We start from the raw sequence: 22,527 nt of genomic DNA, 5'->3' as shown, positions 1-22,527 counted from the left end.
GGTTCTGCGCGCTTCGGGCTGTGGGTGCGTCTTAGTCTGTCGCGCAGTTCCCCGCGCCCCCTGGGTGGGTTGTGGTGTTCGGCGGTGGGGCTGCGGGGCCTTCGTGGCTTGTGGCGCAGTTCCTCGCGCCGCTGGGTGGGTTGCGGTGCTCTGCGGTCGGGCTGCGGGTTTGTCGTGGCTTGTGGCGCAGTTTCCCGCGCCCCCTGGGTGGGTTGTGGTGTTCGGCGGTGGGGCTGCGGGGCCTTCGTGGCTTGTGGCGCAGTTCCTCGCGCCGCTGGGGGCGTTGCACGCTGCGGGTTCGTCGTGGCCCGCCGGTAGTTCCGCGCCCTCCTAGGGGCGTTGCGCCGCGCGGCGCTGCCTTGCCCAGAGGTACTTCTGGGCCAGCAGGGTCAGGGTGCCCGCCAGGATGATGCCCAGCAGGTTCAGCAGGAGTTGTTCTGTCGAGCCCCGGGTCTGTCCCATGTCGCCGTAGCTGAGGGCCACGGCGGCGTTGGCCGCTGCCGGGACCGTCGTGACCGAGATGGCCACGCCCACCAGGGCGCCGGACTTCGCGGAGGTCAGGGAGAGGGTGCCGGCGGCGCCCGCCAGGACGGCCACGATGAAGGAGAAGGCGTCGGGGGCGTAGACGAAGCCGGTCTGGGGGCGGTCGGCCTCCAGTTGCCCCTTGCTGAACAGGTCGATCGCGTCCATGAAGAGGCTGAAGCCCACCGTGGCCGCCATCGCCACCGCGAAGCCGACCAGCAGGGCGATCAGCGAGCGCAGGGCCAGGCGGGGAGCCCGTTGCACGATCGACGTGCAGACACCCGCCAGGGGGCCGAACTCCGGGCCCACGGCCATCGCGCCCACGATCAGCACGGCGTTGTCCAGCACCACACCGCAGGCCGCGATCATCGTGGCGAGGGTGATGAACGCGAGGTACGTGACGGAGAGCGTCGACTCCTCGTGGGTGGCGTCCGTGAGGTGTTCCCACAGGACCGCGTCGGCGCCTTCGCCCGGCGCCTCCGCCTCGGCCTTGTCGGCCCGCAGGGAGAGCGACAGGTCGATGTTCTCCACGGCGATCGAGCCCGTCTCGTCCAGGCCCAACTCCTGTAGCCCGGTGAGGAGTTCGTCGCCGGCCTCGCGCGCCACGTCGCACATCACGACATCGCCGGCCGGGTTGCGGGCCGCCCCGGGCACCACCACGAGGTGGGTGGCGCCGACGGTGTTCTCGATGAGGCGGACCACGTCGTCGGTCCTGCCCGACGGGGTGATCAGACGCAGGTGCAGCATGCAGGCAGGGTAGCCGTCAGAGTTTTCGCAGGCTCAGCCGCTGGACCTTGTGGTCCTGGCCCTTGCGGACGACGAGGGTGGCCCGGCCCCGGGTGGGGGCGATGTTCTCCACCAGGTTGGGCTTGTTGATGGTGCGCCAGAGGGTGCGGGCGTAGTCGACGGCCTCCTCCTCGGAGACCTGGGTGTATTTCCTGAAGTACGAGTCCGGGTTCTGGAAGGCGGTGTGGCGCAGTTTCCTGAACCGGTTGAGGTACCAGCGCTCGATGTCCTCGGCGCTCGCGTCGACGTACACGCTGAAGTCGAAGTAGTCGGCGAGGCCGACGCGGGTGCGGCCGTCCTTGCCGGGGAGGGCGGGCTGCAGGACGTTCAGGCCCTCGACGATGAGGATGTCGGGGCGGCGGACGGTGAGCTTGCGGTCCGGGACGATGTCGTAGATCAGGTGGGAGTAGACGGGGGCGGTGACCTCGCCCTTGCCCGCCTTGATGTCGGCCACGAAGCGGGTCAGCGCGCGGCGGTCGTAGGACTCGGGGAAGCCCTTGCGGGACATCAGGCCACGGGATTCGAGTTCCGCGGTGGGCAGCAGGAAGCCGTCCGTGGTGACCAGCTCCACGCGGGGGTGTTCCGGCCAGCGGGACAGGAGGGCCTGGAGGAGCCGGGCGACCGTCGACTTGCCGACCGCGACCGAGCCCGCGACGCCTATCACGAACGGGGTGCCGGACTGCGAGCCCTGTTCGCCGAGGAAGGTGTTCAGGGCGCCGCGCAGGCCGTCGGTGGCCCCCACGTAGAGGTTGAGGAGGCGGGACAGCGGGAGGTAGATGTCGCGTACCTCGTCGAGGTCGATGACGTCACCGAGGCCGCGCAGTTTCTCGACCTCCTCGGCGGTCAGCGGCAGCGGAGTCTTCTCGCGCAGCGCGCTCCACTCGGATCGGGTGAGGTCGACGTAGGGAGTCGCCTCCGGCCTGTGCCGGTGGGCGCTCCGGGGCATCGGGGGGACCGGAGAGATCACAGTCCATTGTTAACGGAGTTTGAACGGGATGGTGGGTGGGGTCCGTCACGCCCGACCCAGGCCGCATACAGCCGTGGAAATTTCCGAAATCGGGCACGCGGAGGCTCTTTCGCGGCGGGATTCGGTCGTAGGCTGCCGCGCATGTGCGGAATCGTGGGATACGTGGGGCCTCAGTCGGCGCTGGAGGTCGTCATGGCCGGGCTGAGGCGACTGGAGTACCGGGGGTACGACTCGGCGGGTGTCGCCGTGCTGGCGGACGGGGGGCTCGCCGCCGCGAGGAAGGCGGGCAAGCTCGTCAACCTGGAGAAGGAACTCGGGGATCGGCCGCTGCCGACCGGGACCACGGCCATCGGGCACACGCGGTGGGCCACGCACGGCGGGCCGACGGATGCCAACGCGCATCCCCACCTCGACAACGCCGGGCGGGTCGCCGTCGTGCACAACGGGATCATCGAGAACTTCGCCGGGCTGCGGGCCGAACTGGCCGAGCGGGGACACGAGCTCCTCTCCGAGACCGACACCGAGGTCGTGGCCCATCTGCTCGCCGAGGAGTTCTCGGTGACGGCCGACCTCGCCGAGGCCATGCGGCTGGTGTGCCGTCGGCTGGAGGGAGCGTTCACGCTGGTCGCGGCGCATGCCGACGAGCCGGACGTGGTGGTGGGGGCGCGGCGGAACTCGCCGCTCGTGGTGGGCGTGGGCGAGGGCGAGGCCTTTCTCGCCTCGGACGTCGCCGCTTTCATCGCCCACACCCGGTCGGCGATCGAGCTGGGTCAGGACCAGGTCGTCGAACTGCGGCGGGACGGCGTGACGGTCACCGGCTTCGACGGTTCTCCGGCAGACGTGCGGTCGTACCACGTCGACTGGGACGCGTCGGCCGCGGAGAAGGGGGGATACGACTACTTCATGCTCAAGGAGATCGCCGAGCAGCCCAAGGCTGTCGCCGACACCCTGCTCGGCCGCATCGACGTCTCCGGGGCGCTGACGCTCGACGAGGTACGGATTCCGGCCTCCGAACTGCGGGAGGTCGACAAGGTCGTCATCGTCGCGTGCGGTACGGCCTTCCACGCGGGCCTCATCGCCAAGTACGCCATCGAGCACTGGACGCGGATCCCGTGCGAGGTGGAGCTGGCCAGCGAGTTCCGCTACCGGGATCCGATTCTCGACTCGCGGTCACTGGTCATCGCCATCTCCCAGTCCGGGGAGACGATGGACACGCTCATGGCGCTGCGGCACGCGCGGGAGCAGGGATCCAAGGTGCTGGCGATCTGCAACACCAACGGGTCGACGATCCCGCGCGAGTCGGACGCGGTGCTGTACACGCATGCCGGGCCGGAGGTGGCCGTCGCCTCGACGAAGGCGTTCCTGACGCAGCTGGTGGCCTGCTACCTCGTCGCCCTGTACCTCGGCCAGGTGCGCGGCACCAAGTGGGGTGACGAGATCCGGGCGGTCATCCGGGACCTCGCGCAGATCTCCGGTGCGGTCGAGCGGGTGCTGGAGACCATGGAGCCGGTGCGTGAGCTGGCGCGGTCCCTCGCCGACAAAGACACCGTGCTCTTCCTCGGGCGGCACGTGGGGTATCCCGTCGCGCTGGAGGGCGCGCTGAAGTTGAAGGAGCTCGCCTACATGCACGCGGAGGGCTTCGCCGCCGGTGAGCTGAAGCACGGGCCGATCGCGCTCATCGAGGAGGATCTGCCGGTGGTCGTCGTCGTGCCCTCGCCGCGGGGGCGGTCCGTCCTGCACGACAAGATCGTGTCCAACATCCAGGAGATCCGGGCGCGGGGGGCGCGGACGATCGTGATCGCGGAGGAGGGGGACGAGGCGGTGGTGCCGTATGCCGACCATCTCGTCCGGATCCCGGTCACGCCGGTGCTGCTGTCGCCGCTCGTCGCGACGGTGCCGTTGCAGGTGTTCGCGTGTGAGCTGGCCACGGCGCGGGGCAACGAGGTCGATCAGCCGCGGAACCTGGCGAAGTCGGTGACGGTGGAGTAGGCGGAACCCGAGGAAGTCCCCGCGGGCCCGCGGGGATTCACCCGAGGGGTCTGTGGGGATTCACCCCAGGGGCCCGGGGCCCCGGGGGGCCGATCGCCCGGGGTGATCGGCCCCCTTCCCCGCACAGGGCGCGTCAGGCCCGCCTGCGTTGCCTTCTCGCCGCGTAGACCTTCCAGGTCGCGAAGGCGAGGGGGAGTTCCAGGATCCAGACGCCCGTCACCGCGTCCCACTCCGGGGCGGCGGCCGAGGCCTCGTCGGCCGTGATGACCGCGCACAGCAGGCCCCAGACCGCCGCGAGCAGGCCCACCAGCCAGAGCGCGGTGGTCCAGGCCCAGGTGGAGCGGCCGTTGCCGGAGGAGCGCGAGCCGGAGGTCCGCGCCTGCGGCTGCGGGATGCGGTCGGGCTCGCGGGCCGGCATCGGTACCACCGCCTGCGGGGGCACGCCCGCGTCCAGTGCCGCGATCCGATCCGGCGTCACCCCTCGGTACAGGGTGGGCTCCACGCTGACGGAGAAGCCGTCGTGGCCGGTCAGGGTGCGGGCGCCGTCGGGGTGGGTGGTCATCGCGGCGACCGCGTCGTAGCGGACGGTGACCGGGCCCCTCGGCGTCAGCAGGCTCACGCCCTCGGCGCCGATGACCAGGGTGACCTCCTCGTCCTCCAGGGACTGGTGGCGGGTGCCGGTGAGGGCGGTCGGCGAGTACTGCGGGGCGAGGGTGAGGCCCGCCCAGTCCAGGCCCCGGCCCGGCACCTGGAGGAGCGCGCCGGCCCATGCCTCCCGGGCGACCTCGCGCAGATCGTCCGTCGTCACCGCGTTCAGCTCGGCCTTGTGCTGCTCGGGGCTGAGGATCCGGTGGCCGAGCAGCAGGCTCAGCGCGTACGAGGGCAGCGTGGCGGCCCCGAGGTCGGGAGTGTCGTACACCTTGAGGAGCTTGCCGCGGACGGAGTCCAGTTCGGACTGCTCGATGTGGCCCGCGCGCAGCCGGGCGAGGGTGTCGACGAAGCCGCCGACGACCGCGTCCTGCTTCTGCGGGAGCGAGTCCGCGTACGCGGTGAGGGTGGCGTGGTCGGCGTCGCGCGGGGAGTAGTCGGCCTCCGCGGAGTAGGAGTAGCCGCCCTCCTGGCGCAGGTCCTGGAAGAGGGCCCGGCCGAGGACGTCCGCGAAGACGCTGCCCGCGGTGGAGCGGCGGAGCACCGAGGTGAGGACGACATGGCCGTCGTCGCCGGTGATGTACGCGGGGGTGATGGGCAGCGCGCTGGTCGCCTCCGGCGCGGGGAAGCGGGAGCCCTCGGGGAGGAGGAGGTCCAGGCCGTCGGGGACATGGTCGCTGGTGATCCACAGCACCGCGTTGTCCCTGGTGAAGCGGGTCTCGGCCCAGTGACGCACCTGGTCCGGCGTCAGGCTCCGGGTGCCGAGCTCGTTGTAGCTCGACAGGCCGTAGCCGCGGGCGCCGTACCGCCACAGCGGCATCCGGTGCTGGGGGCCGTTGCCGCGGCCGGCCGCCTCGGTGCGCAGGATCTCCTTCTCGGTCTCCAGCCGCTGCATCGGCAGGTCCCGCAGCCCCGCGCACACGCTGTTGAGGTACTCGACCACCTCCTCCTCGCTGCCGGTGACGTGGAAGAGGGTGTAGGCGTTCGCCGTCGCGCCGTTGTAGTGCAGGTCGGACAGCCCGAGGCGGTGCAGGGCGAGGTGCTCGACGAGGTGGGTGATGCCGGCGGTGGCCAGGGTCTCGTCGGCGCGGCCCACCCGGAAGAAGAGACCGGCGGTGATCTCGTTGCCCGAGGCGGGTGCGTAGAGGGTGGGGATGTGGTCCGTGGTCGTGTGGGAGACGAGGCCGGTGAGAGCGGCGAGCGCGGCGGCCTGGTCGCCGTCGGCGCCGCTGCCGCTGTCGTCACTGTCGCCGACGAGCTGGTGCAGATCGGTGGTCATCGGTTGCCTCCTCCTCGGGCTTCCAGCGCGGCCTTGCGGGACTTCAGGAACGACGACTTCTTGTCGGGCACGTACTGCCACGGGAACTCGGACGCTCGGTCGCCGAGGAAGGCGAAGTGCGGCGCCGCGTCCTGCCAGTGGTTGCCGAGCGAGAAGGCGAACGCGAACGCGTTGTGTGCGCCGATCGAGTTCCAGTCCGGCCGGTGGGCCGGGTGCAGCACGGACACCTGGGCGGCGTTGCGCAGGTCGTCGCGGACCGCCGCGCCCCGCATGTAGGCCGCGTCCTCTCCGATCTTCAGGTCCAGCCAGCGCTCGATGTGCGCGAGGGCGACCAGGGCGCCGGAGTTCGAGCCGTCGGGGGCCGCGGTCGCGCACTCCCGGGCGAAACCGTGCGCCGCCTCCCAGGAGCCGCTCCACTTCGGGCACAGCTGCTGAAGCAGCTGGGTCTGGGCGCGGTAGTGGTGCGGATGGTGGGCGGAGAGGCGGTCGTAGCGGCGGCGCGCCTCGGCCTGGCCCAGCTGGAGACCGCGCGCGGTCATCAGCCGGGCGGTCCAGGCGGGGGCGTACGAGGGATGCTCTGCGCATATCTCGATCAGCGACTGTTCGGCCCTGCGCAGCCAGTCGTGGAACTGGGTGAACTGGTTCTGGGAGACGTGCTGGGCGCGGGCGCCACTGCGGATGTCCCAGCCGATGCAGACGTACCGCTCGGCGAGCAGCGTGCGCGGCAGCGGGTCGCCGGGCGATTCCGCGACCGCCCGCTCCAGGAAGTTCTCGACGCCGGCGGTGTCGGCGAGGAGGCTGGAGGCCGAGGCGAGCCTGTCGACCGAGTCGAGCCCCGCGAAGTAGGCCCGGACGGCCGGCCAGTTCCCGGCCTGCGCGGCGTCGCGCAGCGGGATCAGCTCGGGTGTGTTGTCGTACGGGTCGAAGGTCGGCCCCGAAGCGCTGGTGGGTCCGCCGCCGGTCATGCCGTTGGTGGTGCTGGTCATTCCTCCGCCCCCTGGCGTCGCTGTCCGCGGCGCGCGGGCTGGCCCCCCAGGGCGCGCGGCGGGTTTTCACCGATGTGGCCGGATGTGATCCCCGGCGTGATCCGGAGTGATCCGGCGTGATTCGGCTTGATCAAGTCGCCGCAGGCTAGCAGCAGGCTGTGACGGTCCGGCCGTAGGGTGCTCGGCATGAGCATCATCGGGGTCGGTATCGACGTGGCGGAGATCGACCGGTTCGCGGCGTCGCTGGAACGGACGCCCGGGCTGGCCCAGCGGTTGTTCCTGCGGAGCGAGTTGTTGCTGCCGAGCGGAGAGCGGCGGGGCGCCGCCTCGCTGGCGGCGCGGTTCGCCGCGAAGGAGGCCCTCGCCAAGGCGCTGGGGGCTCCGCCCGGGCTGCTGTGGACGGATGCCGAGGTGTTCGTCGAGGAGAGCGGGCGGCCGCGGCTGCGCGTGAAGGGGAGCGTCGCCGCGCGGGCGGCCGAACTGGGGGTGCGGAGCTGGCATGTGTCGCTGAGTCACGACGCGGGGGTCGCCTCCGCGGTGGTGGTGGCCGAGGGCTGAGCCGACTCCGGGTGCGGCGGGAGTTTCGGGGGAGAGCTGACGGTGTGCGGCGGGGGCCGGGGGAGTTGGTCGTGTGTGGCGGCGGGGGACCGGGGGAGACTCGGTCGTATGCGTACTGCCTACCGTGTCGAGACCGTCCGTCGTGCCGAGCGGGAGCTGATGGCCCGGCTTCCCGAAGGGGCGCTCATGCAGCGGGCCGCCGCCGGGCTCGCCGCCGCCTGCGCCGATCTGCTGGGGCGGGTGTACGGGAGGCGGATCGTGCTGTTGGTCGGCAGCGGCGACAACGGGGCTGACGCCCTGTACGCGGGGGCTCGGCTCGCCAGGCGCGGGGCGGGAGTCACCGCGGTGCTGCTGACGCCCGAGCGCACGCACGGCGGGGGGCTGACGGCCCTGCGGCGGGCCGGTGGGCGCACGATCGCTCCTGACGGCGCGCAGGACGTCGTCCGGCGCGCCGACCTCGTGCTCGACGGCATCGTCGGGATCGGCGGCAAGGGCGGGCTGCGGCCGGACGCGGCCGCGCTGGCCGCGACCGTCGCCGGGGCCCGGGCCGCCGTCGTCGCCGTCGATCTGCCCAGCGGTGTCGACGCCGACACCGGCGAGGTGCACGGGAGCGCGATCCGCGCCGACCTCACCGTCACCTTCGGTACGCACAAGCCGGGGCTGCTCGTCGATCCGGCGCGGGAGTACGCCGGGTCGGTGCACCTCGTCGACATCGGACTCGGGGGCGAGCTGCCCGCCGAGCCCGAACTGGCCGCCCTCCAGCACGCGGACGTGGCCGGCCTGTTGCCCATGCCGGGCGGTGAGAGCGACAAGTACCGGCGGGGCGTCGTCGGGATCGCCGCCGGGTCCGCCCGGTATCCGGGAGCCGCGGTGCTGGCCGTCGCGGGGGCGCTGCGGGGTGGGGCGGGGGCCGTGCGGTACGTCGGGCCGGCGGGGAACGCGGTCATCGCGCGCTTCCCCGAGACGCTCGTGTCCGACCAGGGGCCCCGGCGGGCCGGGCGGGTACAGGCGTGGGTCGTCGGCCCGGGCGCCGGGGAGGACGCGAAGACGGTGGCGGAGGTGCTGGCCGCCGAGGTGCCGGTGCTGATCGACGCCGACGGGCTGCGGCTCGCGGACCCCGACGCGGTGCGGGAACGTACCGCACCGACGTTGATGACGCCTCACGCGGGGGAGGCGGCCGCGCTGTTGGGGGTGGCGCGGGAGGAGGTGGAGGGGGCCCGGCTGCGGTTCGCGCGAGAGCTCGCGGCGCGGTATCGGGCGACCGTGCTGCTGAAGGGGTCGACGACGTTGGTCGCTGATGCGGGGGGTAAGGGGGCGGTGCGGGTGAACGCCACGGGGACCGCCTGGCTGGCCACGGCCGGGAGCGGGGATGTGCTGTCGGGGCTCGCGGGGTCGCTGCTGGCGGCGGGGCTCAGCGCGTTGGACGCGGGGAGTGTGGGGGCGTATCTGCATGGGCTGGCGGGGCGGTTCGCGGCGGGCGGGGCGCCGGTGGGGGCGCACGATGTGGCCGCGGCGGTTCGGGAGGCCTGGCGGGACGTGCGGGGGTAGGGGGCCGGAATCGCTTTGCCCCCGCCGCCCGTGCCCGTCCCCATCCCTGGGGGCTGCCGTCCCCATACCTGCCCGGCTGCCGTCTCCATACCTGGGGGTTGCCGTCCCGTACCTGGGGGCTGCCGTTCCCAGGCCCGCGCTTCGGCCCTGAAGGGGCCTCGCCCTCAAGCGCCGGACGGGTTGGACATACCCGCGCTGAAAGGGTGAATCTGCCGCGCGGCACCCCAGTACGCCGGGGGAGCCGCGCTTGTCTGATCGGATGTTCAGCACACGAACCGTCGCTCTTCTCCTCGCCGCCGTCGCTCTGGTCCCCCTCGGGACCCCCGCCCGCGCCGCTCCTCCTCCCTCCTGGCCCGAGAGTCAGCTCGTGCCCGGGGTGCCGCCGGGGCCGCATCAGCCGTGGCAGATCGACACGCCCGACCAGGTGCTCGCGCCGAAGGTGTACGAGCCCACCGCCGCCGAGGACGCCGTCGAACCACGGGACGCGGTGCAGGGGACGTACGCGCTCGTCGAGTACGTGCCGCTGGACGAGGCCGTCACCCGGATGGTGTGCAGCAGGCGGACCGGGCCGTTCCAGCGCGGGGTCGAGCGATGGCTGAAGCTGAAGGTGGACGGGAAGCAGTCCACCGCGGACTGCACGGCGATCCGGGCGTTCCAGCAGAAGCAGAAGATCAAGCCCGCCATCGGGTTCGCCGGCCCCGTCACCTGGGCGCGGATGCAGCTCATCTCCGCGAAGAAGAACCCCAACGCCCGCGAGAAGTGTCCGGTGCGGACCCGCCGGGTCGCCTGCGTCGATCTCGACCGGCAGCTGACCTGGGTGCAGAAGGGGACGAAGGTCGTCTTCGGGCCCGTGTCGATGCGCAGCGGGCGGGCCGTCCACCCCACCCGCAAGGGATGGCACACCGTCTACTGGCGGCACAAGAACCATGTGTCCACGCTCTACAACACCCCGATGCCCTATGCGCAGTTCTTCGACGGCGGACAGGCCTTCCACGCCGTCTACGGCAGCATCCACACGACCATCGGCTCCATGGGCTGCGTCAATCTGACGGTCGGTGACGCGCGCGGGCTGTGGGGTGTGCTGAAGACGGGCGACCTGGTCTACGTGTGGGGGCACCGGCCCGGTACTTAGGGGCTGTCCGGGCCCTCTGAGACACTGGGCGCGATGAGTGAGACAGCCATGCCGCCCGCCACCCCGCCGCGCGCCCGCGCCGAGATCGACCTGGCCGCGCTGCGGGCCAACGTGCGCGCGCTGCGCGCCAAGGCGCCGGGCGCGGCCTTCATGGCCGTGGTGAAGGCCGACGGGTACGGACACGGGGCCGTCCCGTGCGCCCGCGCGGCCGTCGAGGCCGGCGCCGGCTGGGTCGGCACCGCCACGCCCGAGGAGGCGTTGGCGCTGCGCGCGACGGGCGGGCTGCCGGCGGACGTCAGGATCATGTGCTGGCTGTGGACGCCGGGCGGGCCCTGGCGCGAGGCGGTCGAGGCCGGTCTGGACGTCTCCGTCAGCGGTCTCTGGGCCCTGCGGGAGGTCGTGGAGGGGGCGCGGGCCGCCGGGCGGGCCGCCCGGGTGCAGCTCAAGGCCGACACCGGGCTCGGGCGCAACGGCTGCCAGCCCGCCGACTGGCCCGAGCTGGTGGGCGAGGCCCTGCGCGCCGAGGAGCAGGGGCTGCTCCGGGTCACCGGGCTGTGGTCGCACTTCGCCTGCGCCGACGAGCCCGGGCACCCCTCCATCGCGCTCCAGCTGGGCCGCTTCCACGAGATGGTGGCGTACGCCGAGCAGCAGGGCGTGCGGCCGGAGGTGCGGCACATCGCCAACTCCCCGGCCACGCTCACGCTCCCGGAGACCCACTTCGACCTGGTCCGCCCGGGCATCGCGATGTACGGCCTCTCGCCCAGCCCCGAGCTGGGCTCCGCCGCCGACCTCGGGCTGCGCCCGGTGATGACCCTCGCGGCCTCGCTGGCCCTGGTGAAGCACGTCCCGGGCGGGCACGGCGTGAGCTACGGCCACCACTACGTCACTCCTGGTGAGACCACGCTCGGCCTCGTCCCGCTGGGGTACGCGGACGGCGTTCCCCGGCATGCCTCCGGGAGCGGACCGGTGCTGGTCGGCGGCAAGTGGCGGACGGCCGCCGGACGTATCGCGATGGACCAGTTCGTCGTCGACCTCGGTGGTGACGAGCCCGGTCCCGGAGCGGAGGCGGTCCTCTTCGGCCCCGGCGACCGGGGCGAGCCCACGGCGGAGGACTGGGCCCAGGCGGCCGGAACCATCGGATACGAGATCGTCACGCGCATCGGAGCGCGGGTTCCTCGCGTCTATGTCAATTGAGCCCGTTCAGGTGAATGGGTAACCACACGGGTACCCCGCAGTCAGACCACGGGCATCGGCCAAAGAGGAGCGGTACGTGAGCGAGAGCAGTGCGGAGGTGGTGGCGACCGGCGCTGAGGTGGTGGCGAGTGCCGCCTCGGCGGTCGTTGCCGCCTCCGCCACGGGGGCGGCCGGGAACTGGCGCCGGGCGACCGGTATCGCCGGCGCCGCGATAGGCGTGATCGCCGCGGGCGCGGCGGCGGGTGTCGCCCTGGAGCGGATGACCGTGGGGCGCGGCATGCGGGCGAAGGCCCGGCTCGCCCTCGACTCGACGGGGCCGTACGGGGGGCTGCGCGGCACACCCGGCAAGGCGTACGCCGACGACGGCACCGAGCTGTACTACGAGGTCGACGACGTCGAGCCGCAGGGCGGACCGGCGAACCGGCGGCGCAGGCTCTTCGGGCGCAAGGCCCCGCTCCCCGTCACCGTGGTCTTCAGCCACGGCTACTGCCTCAACCAGGACTCCTGGCACTTCCAGCGGGCGGCCCTGCGCGGGGTCGTACGGACCGTGCACTGGGACCAGCGCAGCCACGGCCGGTCAGGGCGCGGCAACGCCCAGATACAGGACGGCGCGCCGGTCACCATCGACCAGCTGGGGCGCGATCTGAAGGCCGTCGTCGACGCGGCCGTGCCGGAGGGACCGATCGTGCTCGTCGGGCACTCCATGGGCGGGATGACGGTGATGGCGCTGGCCGCGCTGCATCCCGAGCTGATCCGCGACCGGGTCGTCGCCACCGCCTTCGTCGGCACGTCGTCCGGGCGGCTGGGCGAGGTCAACTTCGGGCTGCCGGTCGCCGGCGTGAACGCGGTGCGGCGGGTGCTGCCGGGGGTGCTGAAGGCGCTGGGGCAGCAGGCGGCCCTGGTGGAGAAGGGACGACGGGCCACCGCCGATCTCTTCGCCGGGATCATCAAGCGGTACTCGTTCGCGTCGCGGGACGTGGATCCGGCGGTGGCGCGGTTCGCCGAGCGGATGATCGAGGGCACGCCGATCGACGTGGTCGCGGAGTTCTACCCCGCGTTCACGGATCACGACAAGACCGAGGCGCTCGCCTGTTTCACCGACATACCGGTGCTGGTGCTCGCCGGGATCGGGGATCTGGTCACCCCGAGCGAGCACAGCGAGGCGATCGCCGACGCCTTGCCGGGCGCGGAACTGGTCCTGGTACCGGACGCCGGGCACCTCGTCATGCTGGAGCACCCCGAAGTGGTCACCGACCGCCTCGCTGATCTGCTCGCCCGCACGGGGGCGATACCGAACCCGGCTACGGTGAACGGCTGTGACTCCGCCTCCTCCTGACGGAGGTGGCCTCCAGCCTCCGGCTGCGGTCCAGCCCGAACCGACCCCTTGCGGGGTGTGATCAGTGTACTACTGCGAGTGAGTGATGATGGAAGAGAACGCGGTATCGCCCCGGTCTGTCCAGCTGCGCGTCAACTCCCCCGAGCAAATGCGCGAGTTGGGCCATCGTATGGCCAAGCTGCTGCGGGCCGGCGATCTTGTGATGCTGAGCGGGGAGCTCGGAGCGGGCAAGACGACGCTCACCCGGGGGCTCGGTGCGGGACTCGGCGTCCGGGGCGCCGTCACCTCCCCGACGTTCGTGATCGCCCGGGTGCACCCGTCCCTCGGTGAGGGTCCGCCGCTCGTCCATGTGGACGCGTACCGCCTGGGCGGCGGGCTCGACGAGATGGAGGACCTCGACCTCGACGTGTCGCTGCCCGCGTCGGTGATCGTCGTGGAGTGGGGCGAGGGCAAGGTCGAGGAGCTGACCGACGACCGGCTCCAGGTCCGTATCCACCGGGCCGTCGGCGACACCACCGACGAGGTCCGGCACGTGACGGTGACGGGGCTCGGGGAGCGTTGGGCTTCGGCGGACCTGGACGTGCTGTCGGCCTGAGCGCTCCCCGGGGCGCCCTGGGTCCTCTCCGGGCCGGCCGGAGGGGTTTGCGGGTGAGCGGTCACGCAGGTCCGTGGCCGGTCGCCGGTAGGGCCCTCACGCCGCCTTGGGGTGCTCGGCCGACCGGTCCGTGAGTGCCGGGTCGGGCAGCCGCGGAGGTGTCGAGACGGCTTCCGCGGCCGCGCACGAGGCCAGCAGATCGCGCATGGACACCCCGGCGAGCGTGAACGGCCGCGACGGCTGCGCCTTGGGCTCGGGGACCGGCATGGACGCCTCCTGGGGTTCGGGGGCGGGCGTGGTTAGGTAGACCTAACTACGAAGTCGATACCATGTGACCACGCACTGGACGGGGAACGCAACATTTTGCCGACGTCTTGTCGGAACGTTCAAGAGACGCTCGGGCGCGGAACCCCGGCGCGGTCCACCGTCCACACCTACGGGACGAAGGCCTACGGGCGGCGGCGAACGGGCCACGGTCGGCGGGGCCACTGACGGGGCCACGGTCGGCGGGGTCGCCGCCGAGGGGCCCACGCCCGGGGGGATGACGATCACGGCCTACGGGATCACGACGATCGCCTGGCCGATCGTCGCGAACTCCCACATCGCGTCGCCGTCCGCGACGGTCTCCCGGATGCCGCCCGTCCGCACCGCCGGGTCGGGCTCGGGCAGCTCGCCGTCCAGCGCCGCGCTGAAGCCGATCGTCACGTCGTTCACGGTCGTGAAGCGCACGACGTGCTCGATGGGGGTGCCGTCGGTGCCGGTGACGGCACCCGTACGGGAGGTGACGGCGTAGGTGCCCGGGAGCGGATCCACACTGCCGGGGGCGACCTCGAACGTGCGCTTGACCGCGCCGTTCGACGCGACCAGCCACACCCGGTCGTCCTCCAGCGAGTACACGACCCGCCGGCCCAGGCCGGAGTGGGCCGGCAGCGCGGTGGGGTGCTTCCTGTCCCGGGGCGCCTTCACCGCCTTCGCGGAGGCGCCGCCGTGCTGCGGCTCGGCGAGGTCGGCGGGCGCGCTCGCCGAGGCCTGGAAGGTGAGGAACGCGACCGTCGCCAGGGCCGCCGAGGTGAGCCCGGCCACGAAAGTCGAGCTGTTGCTTGGCATCGGCGATCACCCCGTCTGTCCCGTACGTCACGTTTCGCGGCGACGTTAGCAGTCAGAGCGCCTCCGACCGGTACGGCAGTGTCCGGGGCACGGGAGCCGTAGGCTGTTTGCGTGCTCTTGCTCGCTCTGGATACCGCCACCCCCGCCGTCACCGTCGCGTTGCACGACGGCACGGACGTCATCGCCTCCTCGAGTCAGGTGGACGCGCGCCGGCACGGAGAGCTGCTGCTGCCGGCCGTCGACCGGCTGCTCGAAGGGGCCGGGCTCAGGCTCGACGCCGTCACCGGGATCGTCGTCGGCGTCGGCCCCGGCCCGTACACGGGACTGAGAGTCGGCCTGATGACCGCCGACACCTTCGGGCTCGCGCTCGGCGTCCCCGTGCACGGCGTGTGCACGCTCGACGGCCTCGCCTACGCCTCCGACCTCGAAGCCCCCTTCGTCGTGGCGACCGACGCCCGCCGCAAGGAGGTCTACTGGGCGCGTTACGCCGACTCCCGGACCCGCGTCTCGGGCCCCGCGGTGGACCGGCCCGCCGACATCGCCGACGAGGTGGCCGGGCTGCCGGCCGTCGGCGCGGGCGCGCTGCTGTACCCGGACACCTTCCCCCACGCGCACGAGCCCGAGCACGTCTCCGCCGCGGCGCTCGCGGGTCTGGCCGCGGAGAGGCTGGCCGCGGGCGAGGAGCTGTCGGCCCCGCGCCCGCTGTATCTGCGCCGGCCGGACGCCCAGGTGCCGAAGAACTACAAGGTGGTCACCCCCAAGTGACCGAAGCCGTCAACCCACCCGGTCGGCCCGTGCTGCGGGAGATGCGCTGGTGGGACATCGAACCCGTGCTGGAGCTGGAGAAGGACCTCTTCCCCGAGGACGCCTGGTCCCGGGGCATGTTCTGGTCCGATCTGGCCCACGCCCGCGGCCCCGAGGCGACCCGGCGGTATCTCGTCGCGGTCGACACCACGGCGGACGGCGAGCGGATCGTCGGGTACGCCGGACTGGCCGCCGCCGGTGACCTCGCCGACGTCCAGACCATCGCCGTGGCCCGCGACCACTGGGGCACCGGTCTCGGCGGCCACCTGCTGACGGAGTTGCTGCGGGCGGCGACCGCCTTCGAGTGCGCCGAGGTCATGCTGGAGTGCCGGATCGACAACGTGCGCGCCCAGAAGCTCTACGAACGCTTCGGCTTCGAGGCCATCGGCTTCCGGCGCGGCTACTACCAGCCGGGGAACGTGGACGCCCTGGTGATGAAGCTGACCGATCCATCGACATCCGTGCCGACTCCGGTACAAGGGACACAGGAAACCGAGAACAATGGCTGACGAACCCCTGGTGCTGGGGATCGAGACCTCCTGCGACGAGACCGGCGTCGGCGTCGTGCGCGGCACGACCCTGCTGGCGGACGCGATCGCCTCCAGCGTCGACGAGCACGCCCGTTTCGGCGGGGTCGTGCCCGAGGTGGCGTCCCGGGCCCACCTGGAGGCGATGGTCCCGACCATCGACCGGGCGCTGAAGGAAGCGGGAGTGAGCGCCAAGGACCTCGACGGCATCGCGGTCACCGCCGGTCCCGGCCTCGCCGGTGCCCTGCTGGTCGGCGTCTCGGCGGCGAAGGCCTACGCCTACGCCCTTGGCAAGCCCCTCTACGGCGTGAACCACCTGGCCTCCCACATCTGTGTGGACCAGCTGGAGCACGGCGCGCTGCCCGAGCCGACGATGGCGCTGCTGGTGTCCGGCGGCCACTCGTCCCTGCTGCTGTCCACCGACATCACCTCCGACGTCCGTCCGATGGGCGCGACCATCGACGACGCGGCGGGCGAGGCCTTCGACAAGATCGCCCGTGTGCTGAACCTGGGCTTCCCCGGAGGCCCGGTCATCGACCGCTACGCGCGCGAGGGCGACCCCTCGGCCATCGCGTTCCCGCGTGGCCTCACCGGCCCGCGCGACCCGGTGTACGACTTCTCGTTCTCCGGGCTGAAGACGTCGGTCGCCCGCTGGATCGAGGCGAAGCGGGCGGCGGGCGAGGAGGTGCCGGTCCGTGACGTGGCGGCCTCCTTCCAGGAGGCGGTCGTGGACGTCCTGACCCGTAAGGCCGTTCGGGCCTGCAAGGACGAAGGCGTCGACCACCTGATGATCGGCGGCGGCGTGGCCGCGAACACCCGGCTGCGGGCCCTGGCCCAGGAGCGCTGCGAGGCCGCCGGTATCCGGCTGCGTGTCCCGCGCCCCAAGCTGTGCACGGACAACGGCGCGATGGTGGCGGCCCTGGGCGCGGAGATGGTGGCCCGGGGACGCGGCGCGTCCGGCTGGGACCTGTCGGCGGACTCCTCGCTGCCGGTGACGGAGCCGCATGTCCCGGGGCACACGCACGACCACGACCATGTGCACGGGGTCGGCAAGGACAACCTCTACTCATGAGGATCACGTCATGACCGTCGCGCTGATGTGGGAGGCCCGGGCGGTCACCGGGCGGGGCGAGGAACTGCTGGCCTGGGCGCGGGCGCAGGAGCTCGCGGACCCGCCCGTGCGCCGGGAGACCTTCCGCGCCCCGCAGGACCGGGTGCTGGTCATCACCTGGTGGGACGCCGACTACGACGCCGTCCTGCCCGAACTTCCGGAGCCCGACGGGGAGTTGGCGAGCCGGGCCGTGCACCGGTGGCGGTTCGAGCCGGTGGCGGACCGGTGAGCGGTTCGGTGGCTGGGCGGTCGAGCGGTCGGGGGCTCGTCGTCTCCGCTTCGAGCGCGGCCCGGTCGCGGTGCCGTGGCGGCGGCTCGCCGGGCTCTCGCGAAGGCGCCGGGACGAGGGCGACCGCGCTCCCGGGGCCTGCGCCGTTCCGCGGGTCCCGGGACCTCACCTCAGTCACGCAGGACGTCCGCCTCGCACCGCAGCCGCCGCTCCGCCCCCACCTCGCGCACCGGACCGGTCAGCCGTAGCCGGGCCACCTCCCGCGCGTCCGCGCTGGACGCTCCCAACCGCAGCTCCAGCGCCCCGGGTTCGACCACCCGGCGACCCGCGCGGTCGGTGAACGCCGACAGGTCGGCGTGGAAGCGGAAGGTCACCCGTGCCGACTCGCCCGCCGTCAGCTCCAGCCGCTGATAGCCGATCAGCCGTACGTCGGGACGCGTCACGCTCGCCACCGGGTCGTGCAGATACAGCTGCACGACCTCCGCGCCCGCCCGCCCACCGGTGTTGCGGACCGTGACGGAAAGGTCGTACGAGCCGTCCGTGCCGATCTCCGCGTCCGGTCCGGTGAAGTCCTCCCACACGAACTCCGTGTACGAGCGCCCGTGTCCGAACGGGTACAGCGGGGTCGGGTCCAGGTTGCTGACCTCGCCCGCCAGGCCCAGCGGCGGCTGGAGGTAGGTCCAGGGCTGGCCGCCCGGCAGGTGCGGCACGCTGACCGGGAGGCGGCCCGAGGGGTTCACCCGGCCGGACAGCACGCCCGCCACCGCCGGACCGCCCTCCTCGCCAGGGAAGAACGCCTGGACCACCGCCCCCAGCCGCCCGTGCCAGCGGCCGAGCGCGTAGGGGCGGCCGGTGAGCAGCACGAGGACGACCGGGACGCCCGTCGCGACCAGCGCGTCCAGCAGTTCGCCCTGGACGCCGGGCAGGTTCAGGTCGGCCACGTCGCAGCCCTCGCCGGAGGTGCCCCGGCCGAACAGGCCCGCCCGGTCGCCCAGGACGGCTACGCAGAGGTCCGCCTCCGAGGTGCGGGCGATGGCCTCCGTGAAGCCGGACGGATCCGGGTCCGAGACCCCGCAGCCCTCCGTGAACGTCACCTTCGCGTCGGGGAGTTCGGCCCGAAGGGACTCCAGCAGGGTCGGGATCTCGATGCCCAGGTCCGCCTCGGGGTGGTGGGTGAGGACATGGGACGGGAAGGAGTAGCAGCCCAGCATCGCCAGCGCGTCCGCCGCCCTCGGGCCCACCACGGCGATACGGGTGTCGGGGGCGAGCGGGAGGAGACCGTCGGGGTTGTCCAGCAGGACCACCGACTCCTCCGCCAGCCGGCGGGCCAGGGCGCGGTTCGCCGGGGGGTCGAGGTCGACCGGCGCGGCGGTCGCCGGCTCCGGCCGCCAGTCCTCGTCCAGCAAACCCAGTTCGCACTTCTGGAGCAGGACGCGGTGGGCGGCCCGGTCGACCAGTTCCTCGGGGAGCTCGCCGGCGCGCACGGCCGCGACCAGCGCCTCGCCGTAGTACTTCACGGTGGGCAGCTCGACATCGATGCCGGCCGCCAGGGCGAGGTGGGCCGCCTCGGCGGGGGTGCCGGCGACCCGGTGCAGGGTCTGGAGGAAGCCGATGCCGAAGTAGTCGGCGACGACCGTGCCGGTGAAGCCCCACTCCTCCCGCAGGAGGCGGGTCAGCAGTTCGGGGTCGGCGGAGGCGGGGACGCCGTCGCGTTCGGTGTAGGCCGCCATCACCGAGCGGGCGCCGCCCTCGCGCAGCGCCATCTCGAAGGGGGGCAGGGTGACGTCCGCGAACTCGCGTGTCCCCGCCCGCACCGGGGCCAGGTTGCGGGCGCCCGCCGAGGAGGCGTACCCGGCGAAGTGCTTGAGCGTGGCGACGACCCCGGCGGACTCGAGTCCGCGGACGTAGGCCGTGCCGACCGTGCCGACCAGGTACGGGTCCTCACCGATCGTCTCCTCGACCCGGCCCCAGCGCGGATCCCGTACGACGTCCAGGACGGGGGCGAGACCCTGGTGGACGCCGACCGCGCGCAGGTCGCGGCCGATCGCCCGGCCCATCTCCTCCACCAGCGGCGGATCGAAGGTGGCGCCCCAGGCCAGCGGGACCGGGTAGGCGGTGGCCCGCCAGGCGGTGAAGCCGGCCAGGCACTCCTCATGGGCGACCGCCGGAATGCCGAAGCGGCCGGCCGCGGCGATCCGTCGCTGGGCGAGGGCCAGGGCGCGGGCGCCGACCGCGGGGTCCACGGGCGCGGTGCCGAAGGACCGGGTCAGCTGGCCGAGTCCCCGGGCGATCAGCTCGTTCCAGTCGTAGTCGGCGGTCATGTCGTGCTGGTGCGGGGCGACTCCGTCGCCGTCCGTCGCGGCGCCGACCCACACGCCGTACAGCTGGGCGGTCTTCTCCTCCAGGGTCATCCGGGAGAGGAGGTCGTCGACGCGGACGGTGGCGGGCAGGGCGGGGTCACGCCAGGGGGCGGTGGTCATGAAACTCCTGTCAGAGGTCGGTGAGCCACCAGGTGGACAGTCGGACAGTCGGTGCGGACAGCGAGCCGAACGAATGTTTCGAGCTGTACTTCGAATGTTCCGGGAACCTATGGCGTCGCAATAGGTTCGTCAAGAGGTCGCGTGGCGATACGATCGCCGCCATGACACCCTCGGAGCCCGCGGAAACCCGGACAGAAGCACGGACGGAAGCGCGGCCGACCCAGACCGCGACGCTCGCGGAGATCGCCCGTGAGGCCGGCGTATCGGCACCGACTGTTTCGAAGGTCCTCAACGGCCGCGCCGACGTCGCCCCCTCGACCCGCACCCGTGTCGAGGAACTGCTGCGCGCCCACGGCTACCGGCGCCGCCGCGCGGAGGCGACCCGCTCCCCGCTGATCGACCTGGTCTTCCACGAGTTGGAGAGCGCCTGGGCGATGGAGGTCATCCGGGGTGTGGAGAACGTGGCGCGGGACGCCGGACTGAGTGTCGTGCTCAGTGAGAGCGCCGGACGGCTCACTCCCGGGCGGACCTGGGCCGACCAGGTCGCCGCCCGCCGCCCGCACGGCGTCGTGCTGGTCCTCTCCGGGCTGGACGAGTCCCAGCGGGCGCTGCTGACCAGCCGGTCCATCCCGTTCGTCGTGATGGACCCGGCCGGCGACCCGGGCGCCGACGTGCCGTCCATCGGCGCCACCAACTGGCAGGGCGGCCTGGCCGCCACCCGGCACCTGGTCGAACTGGGGCACCGGCGGATCGGCGCGATCAGCGGGCCGCCGCAGATGATGTGCAGCCGCGCCCGGATCGACGGTTACCGCGCCGCGCTGGAGACGGCCGGGCTGCCGGTCGACCACGGGCTGATCAAGACCGGCGACTTCCACCACGAGACCGGTTACCGACTCGGCCGCGAGCTCCTCGACCGTCCCGACCGGCCCACCGCCGTCTTCGCGGGCAACGACCTCCAGGCGCTCGGTTTCTACGAGGCCGCCCGCGAACTGGGTCTGCGCATCCCGGAGGACGTGAGCGTGGTCGGCTTCGACGATCTGCCGGTGGCCCGCTGGGTGGGCCCGCCGCTCACGACCGTGCGCCAGCCGCTGACGGAGATGGCCGAGGCGGCCGCCCGGCTGGTGCTGGAGCTGGGGCGCTCGACGTCCCGGGAGGCGCCGACGGCGACCCGGGTGGAGCTGGCGACGAGCCTGGTGGTGCGGACGAGTACCGGAGCGCCGCCCACCCGGTAGGAACGCCTGTGGCTGGAAGTTGACGTATTGACGGGTGTGGCGGACGCCTCCACACTCCTCCGAAGCCAGTCGGTTGTTCAACCGAAACTTTCGGAGGCACCCGCATGAGATCTCTGAGAACAGGCTTGTCCCTGGCGTCCCTCGTGACCGGCCTCGCGCTGCTGCTCACGGCGCCGGCGGCGCACGCGGCCGACACCCCGCTGCGCGACCTCGGCGCCGCCAAGGGGAAGGTCGTCGGCACGGCGGTCACCGGCTCCAAGCTCACCGGTACCTACGGCGACCTCGCCGGGGCACAGTTCAGCTCGCTGACCCCCGGCAACGCCATGAAGTGGGGCTCGGTGGAGCCGACCCAGAACTCCTTCAACTGGGCGGAGGCCGACCAGATCGTGGCCTTCGCGCAGGCCCACGGCCAACAGGTGCGCGGCCACACCCTGGTCTGGCACAGCCAGAACCCCGGCTGGCTCACCAACGGCAGCTGGACGTCCGCCCAGCTGAGCACCCTGCTCCGGAACCACATCGACACCGAGGTCGGCCGCTACCAGGGGAAGATCGCCGCCTGGGACGTCGTCAACGAGCCCTTCAACGAGGACGGCACCTACCGCTCGACCCTCTGGTACAACGGACTCGGCACGGACTACATCGCGAACGCCCTCACCTGGGCCAGGGCCGCCGACCCGGCGGCGAAGCTCTACATCAACGACTACAACGTCGAGGGTGTCAACGCGAAGAGCACGGCCCTCTACAACCTGGTCAAGTCGCTGAAGGAACGCGGAGTTCCCGTCGACGGGGTCGGTCTCCAGGCCCATCTCGTCCTCGGTCAGGTCCCCGCCACCCTCCAGCAGAACATCCAGCGCTTCGCCGATCTGGGCGTCGACGTGGCGATCACCGAGCTGGACATCCGGATGACGCTGCCGGCCGACAGCGCCAAGCTGGCCCAGCAGAAGGCCGACTACAAGGCCGTCACCGCGGCCTGCTTGGCGGTGGCGCGCTGCGTGAACCTCACCGTGTGGGGCTTCACCGACTCCGACTCCTGGGTGGAGAGCACGTTCCCGGGACAGGGGGCGGCGACGCCGTACGACGCGAACTACGCGCCGAAACCGGCGTACTACGGCATCGCCGAGGCGCTGGGCGGTACGACGACACCTCCGCCGACCGGTGCCTGCACGGCGGCCTACAAGGTGGGCAGCCAGTGGAACACCGGGTTCACCGGGAACGTGACGATCTCCTGCTCGGGCGCTTCGCTGTCGTCCTGGAAGGTGACCTGGACGTACGGCGCGGGCCAGCAGATCACCCAGGCCTGGAACGCCGGCTGCACCCAGTCGGGGGCGGCCGTGACGTGTGTGAACGCCTCGTACAACGGGTCGGTCGCGGACGGGGGTTCGGTGAGCTTCGGGTTCAACGCGAACTGGAGCGGCGGCAATCCGGTGCCGACCGTGACACTGGGCTGAGGATCGTGAGATTTTCCCGAGAAATCCGGCGTGGGCCCGCCGTCCTAAC

General features: G+C 72.4%; 20 protein-coding genes. 13 read left to right on the top strand and 7 right to left on the bottom strand.

Annotated features, from left to right (window positions below; all coding sequences use genetic code 11):
* Window positions 1–330: 330 nt before the first annotated feature.
* Window positions 331–1,269 (bottom strand): DUF389 domain-containing protein, encoded by a 939-nt coding sequence (locus ACIPFH_RS11290; RefSeq protein ID WP_401825060.1) that lies wholly within the window; start codon window positions 1,267–1,269, stop codon window positions 331–333.
* 16 nt (window positions 1,270–1,285) lie between these two features.
* A complete protein-coding gene (coaA, locus tag ACIPFH_RS11285; RefSeq protein ID WP_401825058.1) occupies window positions 1,286–2,254 on the bottom strand; it encodes a type I pantothenate kinase in 969 nt (322 codons plus the stop codon).
* Window positions 2,255–2,416: 162 nt separating this feature from the next.
* Here coaA and glmS point away from each other — a divergent pair, with 162 nt between their 5' ends.
* Window positions 2,417–4,264, top strand: coding sequence for a glutamine--fructose-6-phosphate transaminase (isomerizing) (gene glmS / locus ACIPFH_RS11280; protein ID WP_401825056.1), 1,848 nt, complete (start codon window positions 2,417–2,419; stop codon window positions 4,262–4,264).
* A 133-nt stretch (window positions 4,265–4,397) separates the two neighbouring features.
* On the opposite strand, the gene ACIPFH_RS11275 is transcribed toward glmS, so the two are convergent.
* Both ACIPFH_RS11275 and ACIPFH_RS11270 read right to left on the bottom strand, forming a co-directional pair.
* Entirely contained in the window at window positions 4,398–6,191 is a 1,794-nt protein-coding gene (locus ACIPFH_RS11275) for a M16 family metallopeptidase (RefSeq protein WP_401825054.1), read from the bottom strand.
* Complete coding sequence (locus tag ACIPFH_RS11270) at window positions 6,188–7,177, bottom strand: hypothetical protein (protein ID WP_401825052.1); 990 nt, start codon at window positions 7,175–7,177, stop codon at window positions 6,188–6,190. Before ACIPFH_RS11270 ends, ACIPFH_RS11275 begins: the two co-directional genes overlap by 4 nt.
* A 186-nt stretch (window positions 7,178–7,363) precedes the next feature.
* Here ACIPFH_RS11270 and ACIPFH_RS11265 point away from each other — a divergent pair, with 186 nt between their 5' ends.
* The 6 genes from ACIPFH_RS11265 to tsaE all read left to right on the top strand — a co-directional run bounded on the left by ACIPFH_RS11265 (window position 7,364) and on the right by tsaE (window position 13,540).
* On the top strand, window positions 7,364–7,735 hold the full coding sequence (locus ACIPFH_RS11265) for a holo-ACP synthase (protein ID WP_401825051.1): 372 nt from the start codon (window positions 7,364–7,366) through the stop codon (window positions 7,733–7,735).
* Between the two features lie 108 nt (window positions 7,736–7,843).
* Window positions 7,844–9,283 carry an NAD(P)H-hydrate dehydratase gene (locus ACIPFH_RS11260; protein ID WP_401825049.1) on the top strand — a complete coding sequence of 480 codons (1,440 nt, stop codon included), beginning with the start codon at window positions 7,844–7,846 and terminating at the stop codon, window positions 9,281–9,283.
* Between the two features lie 259 nt (window positions 9,284–9,542).
* Window positions 9,543–10,415, top strand: coding sequence for a L,D-transpeptidase family protein (locus tag ACIPFH_RS11255; protein ID WP_401825047.1), 873 nt, complete (start codon window positions 9,543–9,545; stop codon window positions 10,413–10,415).
* Between the two features lie 33 nt (window positions 10,416–10,448).
* Window positions 10,449–11,609: an alanine racemase gene (alr, locus tag ACIPFH_RS11250; RefSeq protein WP_401825045.1), complete on the top strand. Its 1,161-nt coding sequence runs from the start codon at window positions 10,449–10,451 to the stop codon at window positions 11,607–11,609.
* Window positions 11,610–11,685: 76 nt separating this feature from the next.
* The gene (locus tag ACIPFH_RS11245; RefSeq protein ID WP_401825043.1) at window positions 11,686–12,945 is read left to right on the top strand and encodes an alpha/beta fold hydrolase; all 1,260 of its coding nucleotides are present in this window, start codon (window positions 11,686–11,688) and stop codon (window positions 12,943–12,945) included.
* A gap of 88 nt (window positions 12,946–13,033) precedes the next feature.
* Entirely contained in the window at window positions 13,034–13,540 is a 507-nt protein-coding gene (tsaE, locus tag ACIPFH_RS11240; protein ID WP_356249946.1) for a tRNA (adenosine(37)-N6)-threonylcarbamoyltransferase complex ATPase subunit type 1 TsaE, read from the top strand.
* Window positions 13,541–13,636: 96 nt separating this feature from the next.
* Here tsaE and ACIPFH_RS11235 read toward each other — a convergent pair whose 3' ends face one another.
* Together ACIPFH_RS11235 and ACIPFH_RS11230 are read right to left on the bottom strand one after the other, a co-directional pair.
* Window positions 13,637–13,807: a hypothetical protein gene (locus ACIPFH_RS11235; protein WP_401825041.1), complete on the bottom strand. Its 171-nt coding sequence runs from the start codon at window positions 13,805–13,807 to the stop codon at window positions 13,637–13,639.
* A 288-nt stretch (window positions 13,808–14,095) separates the two neighbouring features.
* Window positions 14,096–14,647: a hypothetical protein gene (locus tag ACIPFH_RS11230; protein ID WP_401825039.1), complete on the bottom strand. Its 552-nt coding sequence runs from the start codon at window positions 14,645–14,647 to the stop codon at window positions 14,096–14,098.
* Window positions 14,648–14,758: 111 nt separating this feature from the next.
* Between ACIPFH_RS11230 and tsaB the strand changes: the two genes are divergently transcribed.
* Genes tsaB through ACIPFH_RS11210 form a run of 4 tightly spaced genes read left to right on the top strand, consistent with a single transcriptional unit; the run spans window position 14,759 to window position 17,318 of the window.
* Window positions 14,759–15,412 (top strand): tRNA (adenosine(37)-N6)-threonylcarbamoyltransferase complex dimerization subunit type 1 TsaB, encoded by a 654-nt coding sequence (gene tsaB, locus ACIPFH_RS11225; RefSeq protein ID WP_401825038.1) that lies wholly within the window; start codon window positions 14,759–14,761, stop codon window positions 15,410–15,412.
* A 41-nt stretch (window positions 15,413–15,453) separates the two neighbouring features.
* Complete coding sequence (gene rimI / locus ACIPFH_RS11220) at window positions 15,454–15,960, top strand: ribosomal protein S18-alanine N-acetyltransferase (RefSeq protein ID WP_356249970.1); 507 nt, start codon at window positions 15,454–15,456, stop codon at window positions 15,958–15,960.
* Window positions 15,953–17,050, top strand: coding sequence for a tRNA (adenosine(37)-N6)-threonylcarbamoyltransferase complex transferase subunit TsaD (gene tsaD, locus ACIPFH_RS11215; RefSeq protein ID WP_401825036.1), 1,098 nt, complete (start codon window positions 15,953–15,955; stop codon window positions 17,048–17,050). Before rimI ends, tsaD begins: the two co-directional genes overlap by 8 nt.
* 10 nt (window positions 17,051–17,060) lie before the next feature.
* A complete protein-coding gene (locus ACIPFH_RS11210; protein ID WP_401825034.1) occupies window positions 17,061–17,318 on the top strand; it encodes a hypothetical protein in 258 nt (85 codons plus the stop codon).
* A gap of 170 nt (window positions 17,319–17,488) precedes the next feature.
* Here the strand turns inward: ACIPFH_RS11210 and ACIPFH_RS11205 are convergent, their stop codons facing one another.
* The gene (locus ACIPFH_RS11205) at window positions 17,489–19,798 is read right to left on the bottom strand and encodes a glycoside hydrolase family 3 N-terminal domain-containing protein (RefSeq protein WP_401825032.1); all 2,310 of its coding nucleotides are present in this window, start codon (window positions 19,796–19,798) and stop codon (window positions 17,489–17,491) included.
* Window positions 19,799–19,959: 161 nt separating this feature from the next.
* Between ACIPFH_RS11205 and ACIPFH_RS11200 the strand changes: the two genes are divergently transcribed.
* Together ACIPFH_RS11200 and ACIPFH_RS11195 are read left to right on the top strand one after the other, a co-directional pair.
* Entirely contained in the window at window positions 19,960–21,030 is a 1,071-nt protein-coding gene (locus ACIPFH_RS11200; protein WP_401825030.1) for a LacI family DNA-binding transcriptional regulator, read from the top strand.
* 104 nt (window positions 21,031–21,134) lie between these two features.
* On the top strand, window positions 21,135–22,478 hold the full coding sequence (locus ACIPFH_RS11195) for an endo-1,4-beta-xylanase (RefSeq protein ID WP_401825028.1): 1,344 nt from the start codon (window positions 21,135–21,137) through the stop codon (window positions 22,476–22,478).
* Window positions 22,479–22,527 lie beyond the last annotated feature (49 nt).

It is taken from the genome of Streptomyces sp. NPDC088157 (assembly GCF_044741545.1).
Lineage (GTDB): Bacteria > Actinomycetota > Actinomycetes > Streptomycetales > Streptomycetaceae > Streptomyces.
The sequence above is the reverse complement of the archived record's forward strand: the minus strand, read 5'-3'. Positions and strand labels throughout refer to the sequence as shown.

Bases quoted from the DNA above. Each gene is read 5' to 3' on its own strand.
- ACIPFH_RS11210 (WP_401825034.1), top strand. From the start codon at position 17,061: ATGACCGTCGCGCTGATGTGGGAGGCCCGGGCGGTCACCGGGCGGGGC.
- ACIPFH_RS11235 (WP_401825041.1), bottom strand. From the start codon at position 13,807: ATGCCGGTCCCCGAGCCCAAGGCGCAGCCGTCGCGGCCGTTCACGCTC.
- tsaD (WP_401825036.1), top strand. From the start codon at position 15,953: ATGGCTGACGAACCCCTGGTGCTGGGGATCGAGACCTCCTGCGACGAG.
- coaA (WP_401825058.1), bottom strand. From the start codon at position 2,254: ATGCCCCGGAGCGCCCACCGGCACAGGCCGGAGGCGACTCCCTACGTC.
- ACIPFH_RS11270 (WP_401825052.1), bottom strand. From the start codon at position 7,177: ATGACCAGCACCACCAACGGCATGACCGGCGGCGGACCCACCAGCGCT.
- glmS (WP_401825056.1), top strand. From the start codon at position 2,417: ATGTGCGGAATCGTGGGATACGTGGGGCCTCAGTCGGCGCTGGAGGTC.
- ACIPFH_RS11230 (WP_401825039.1), bottom strand. From the start codon at position 14,647: ATGCCAAGCAACAGCTCGACTTTCGTGGCCGGGCTCACCTCGGCGGCC.
- ACIPFH_RS11205 (WP_401825032.1), bottom strand. From the start codon at position 19,798: ATGACCACCGCCCCCTGGCGTGACCCCGCCCTGCCCGCCACCGTCCGC.
- alr (WP_401825045.1), top strand. From the start codon at position 10,449: ATGAGTGAGACAGCCATGCCGCCCGCCACCCCGCCGCGCGCCCGCGCC.
- ACIPFH_RS11200 (WP_401825030.1), top strand. From the start codon at position 19,960: ATGACACCCTCGGAGCCCGCGGAAACCCGGACAGAAGCACGGACGGAA.
- ACIPFH_RS11275 (WP_401825054.1), bottom strand. From the start codon at position 6,191: ATGACCACCGATCTGCACCAGCTCGTCGGCGACAGTGACGACAGCGGC.
- tsaE (WP_356249946.1), top strand. From the start codon at position 13,034: ATGGAAGAGAACGCGGTATCGCCCCGGTCTGTCCAGCTGCGCGTCAAC.
- ACIPFH_RS11265 (WP_401825051.1), top strand. From the start codon at position 7,364: ATGAGCATCATCGGGGTCGGTATCGACGTGGCGGAGATCGACCGGTTC.
- ACIPFH_RS11195 (WP_401825028.1), top strand. From the start codon at position 21,135: ATGAGATCTCTGAGAACAGGCTTGTCCCTGGCGTCCCTCGTGACCGGC.
- rimI (WP_356249970.1), top strand. From the start codon at position 15,454: ATGCGCTGGTGGGACATCGAACCCGTGCTGGAGCTGGAGAAGGACCTC.
- ACIPFH_RS11290 (WP_401825060.1), bottom strand. From the start codon at position 1,269: ATGCTGCACCTGCGTCTGATCACCCCGTCGGGCAGGACCGACGACGTG.
- ACIPFH_RS11255 (WP_401825047.1), top strand. From the start codon at position 9,543: ATGTTCAGCACACGAACCGTCGCTCTTCTCCTCGCCGCCGTCGCTCTG.
- ACIPFH_RS11260 (WP_401825049.1), top strand. From the start codon at position 7,844: ATGCGTACTGCCTACCGTGTCGAGACCGTCCGTCGTGCCGAGCGGGAG.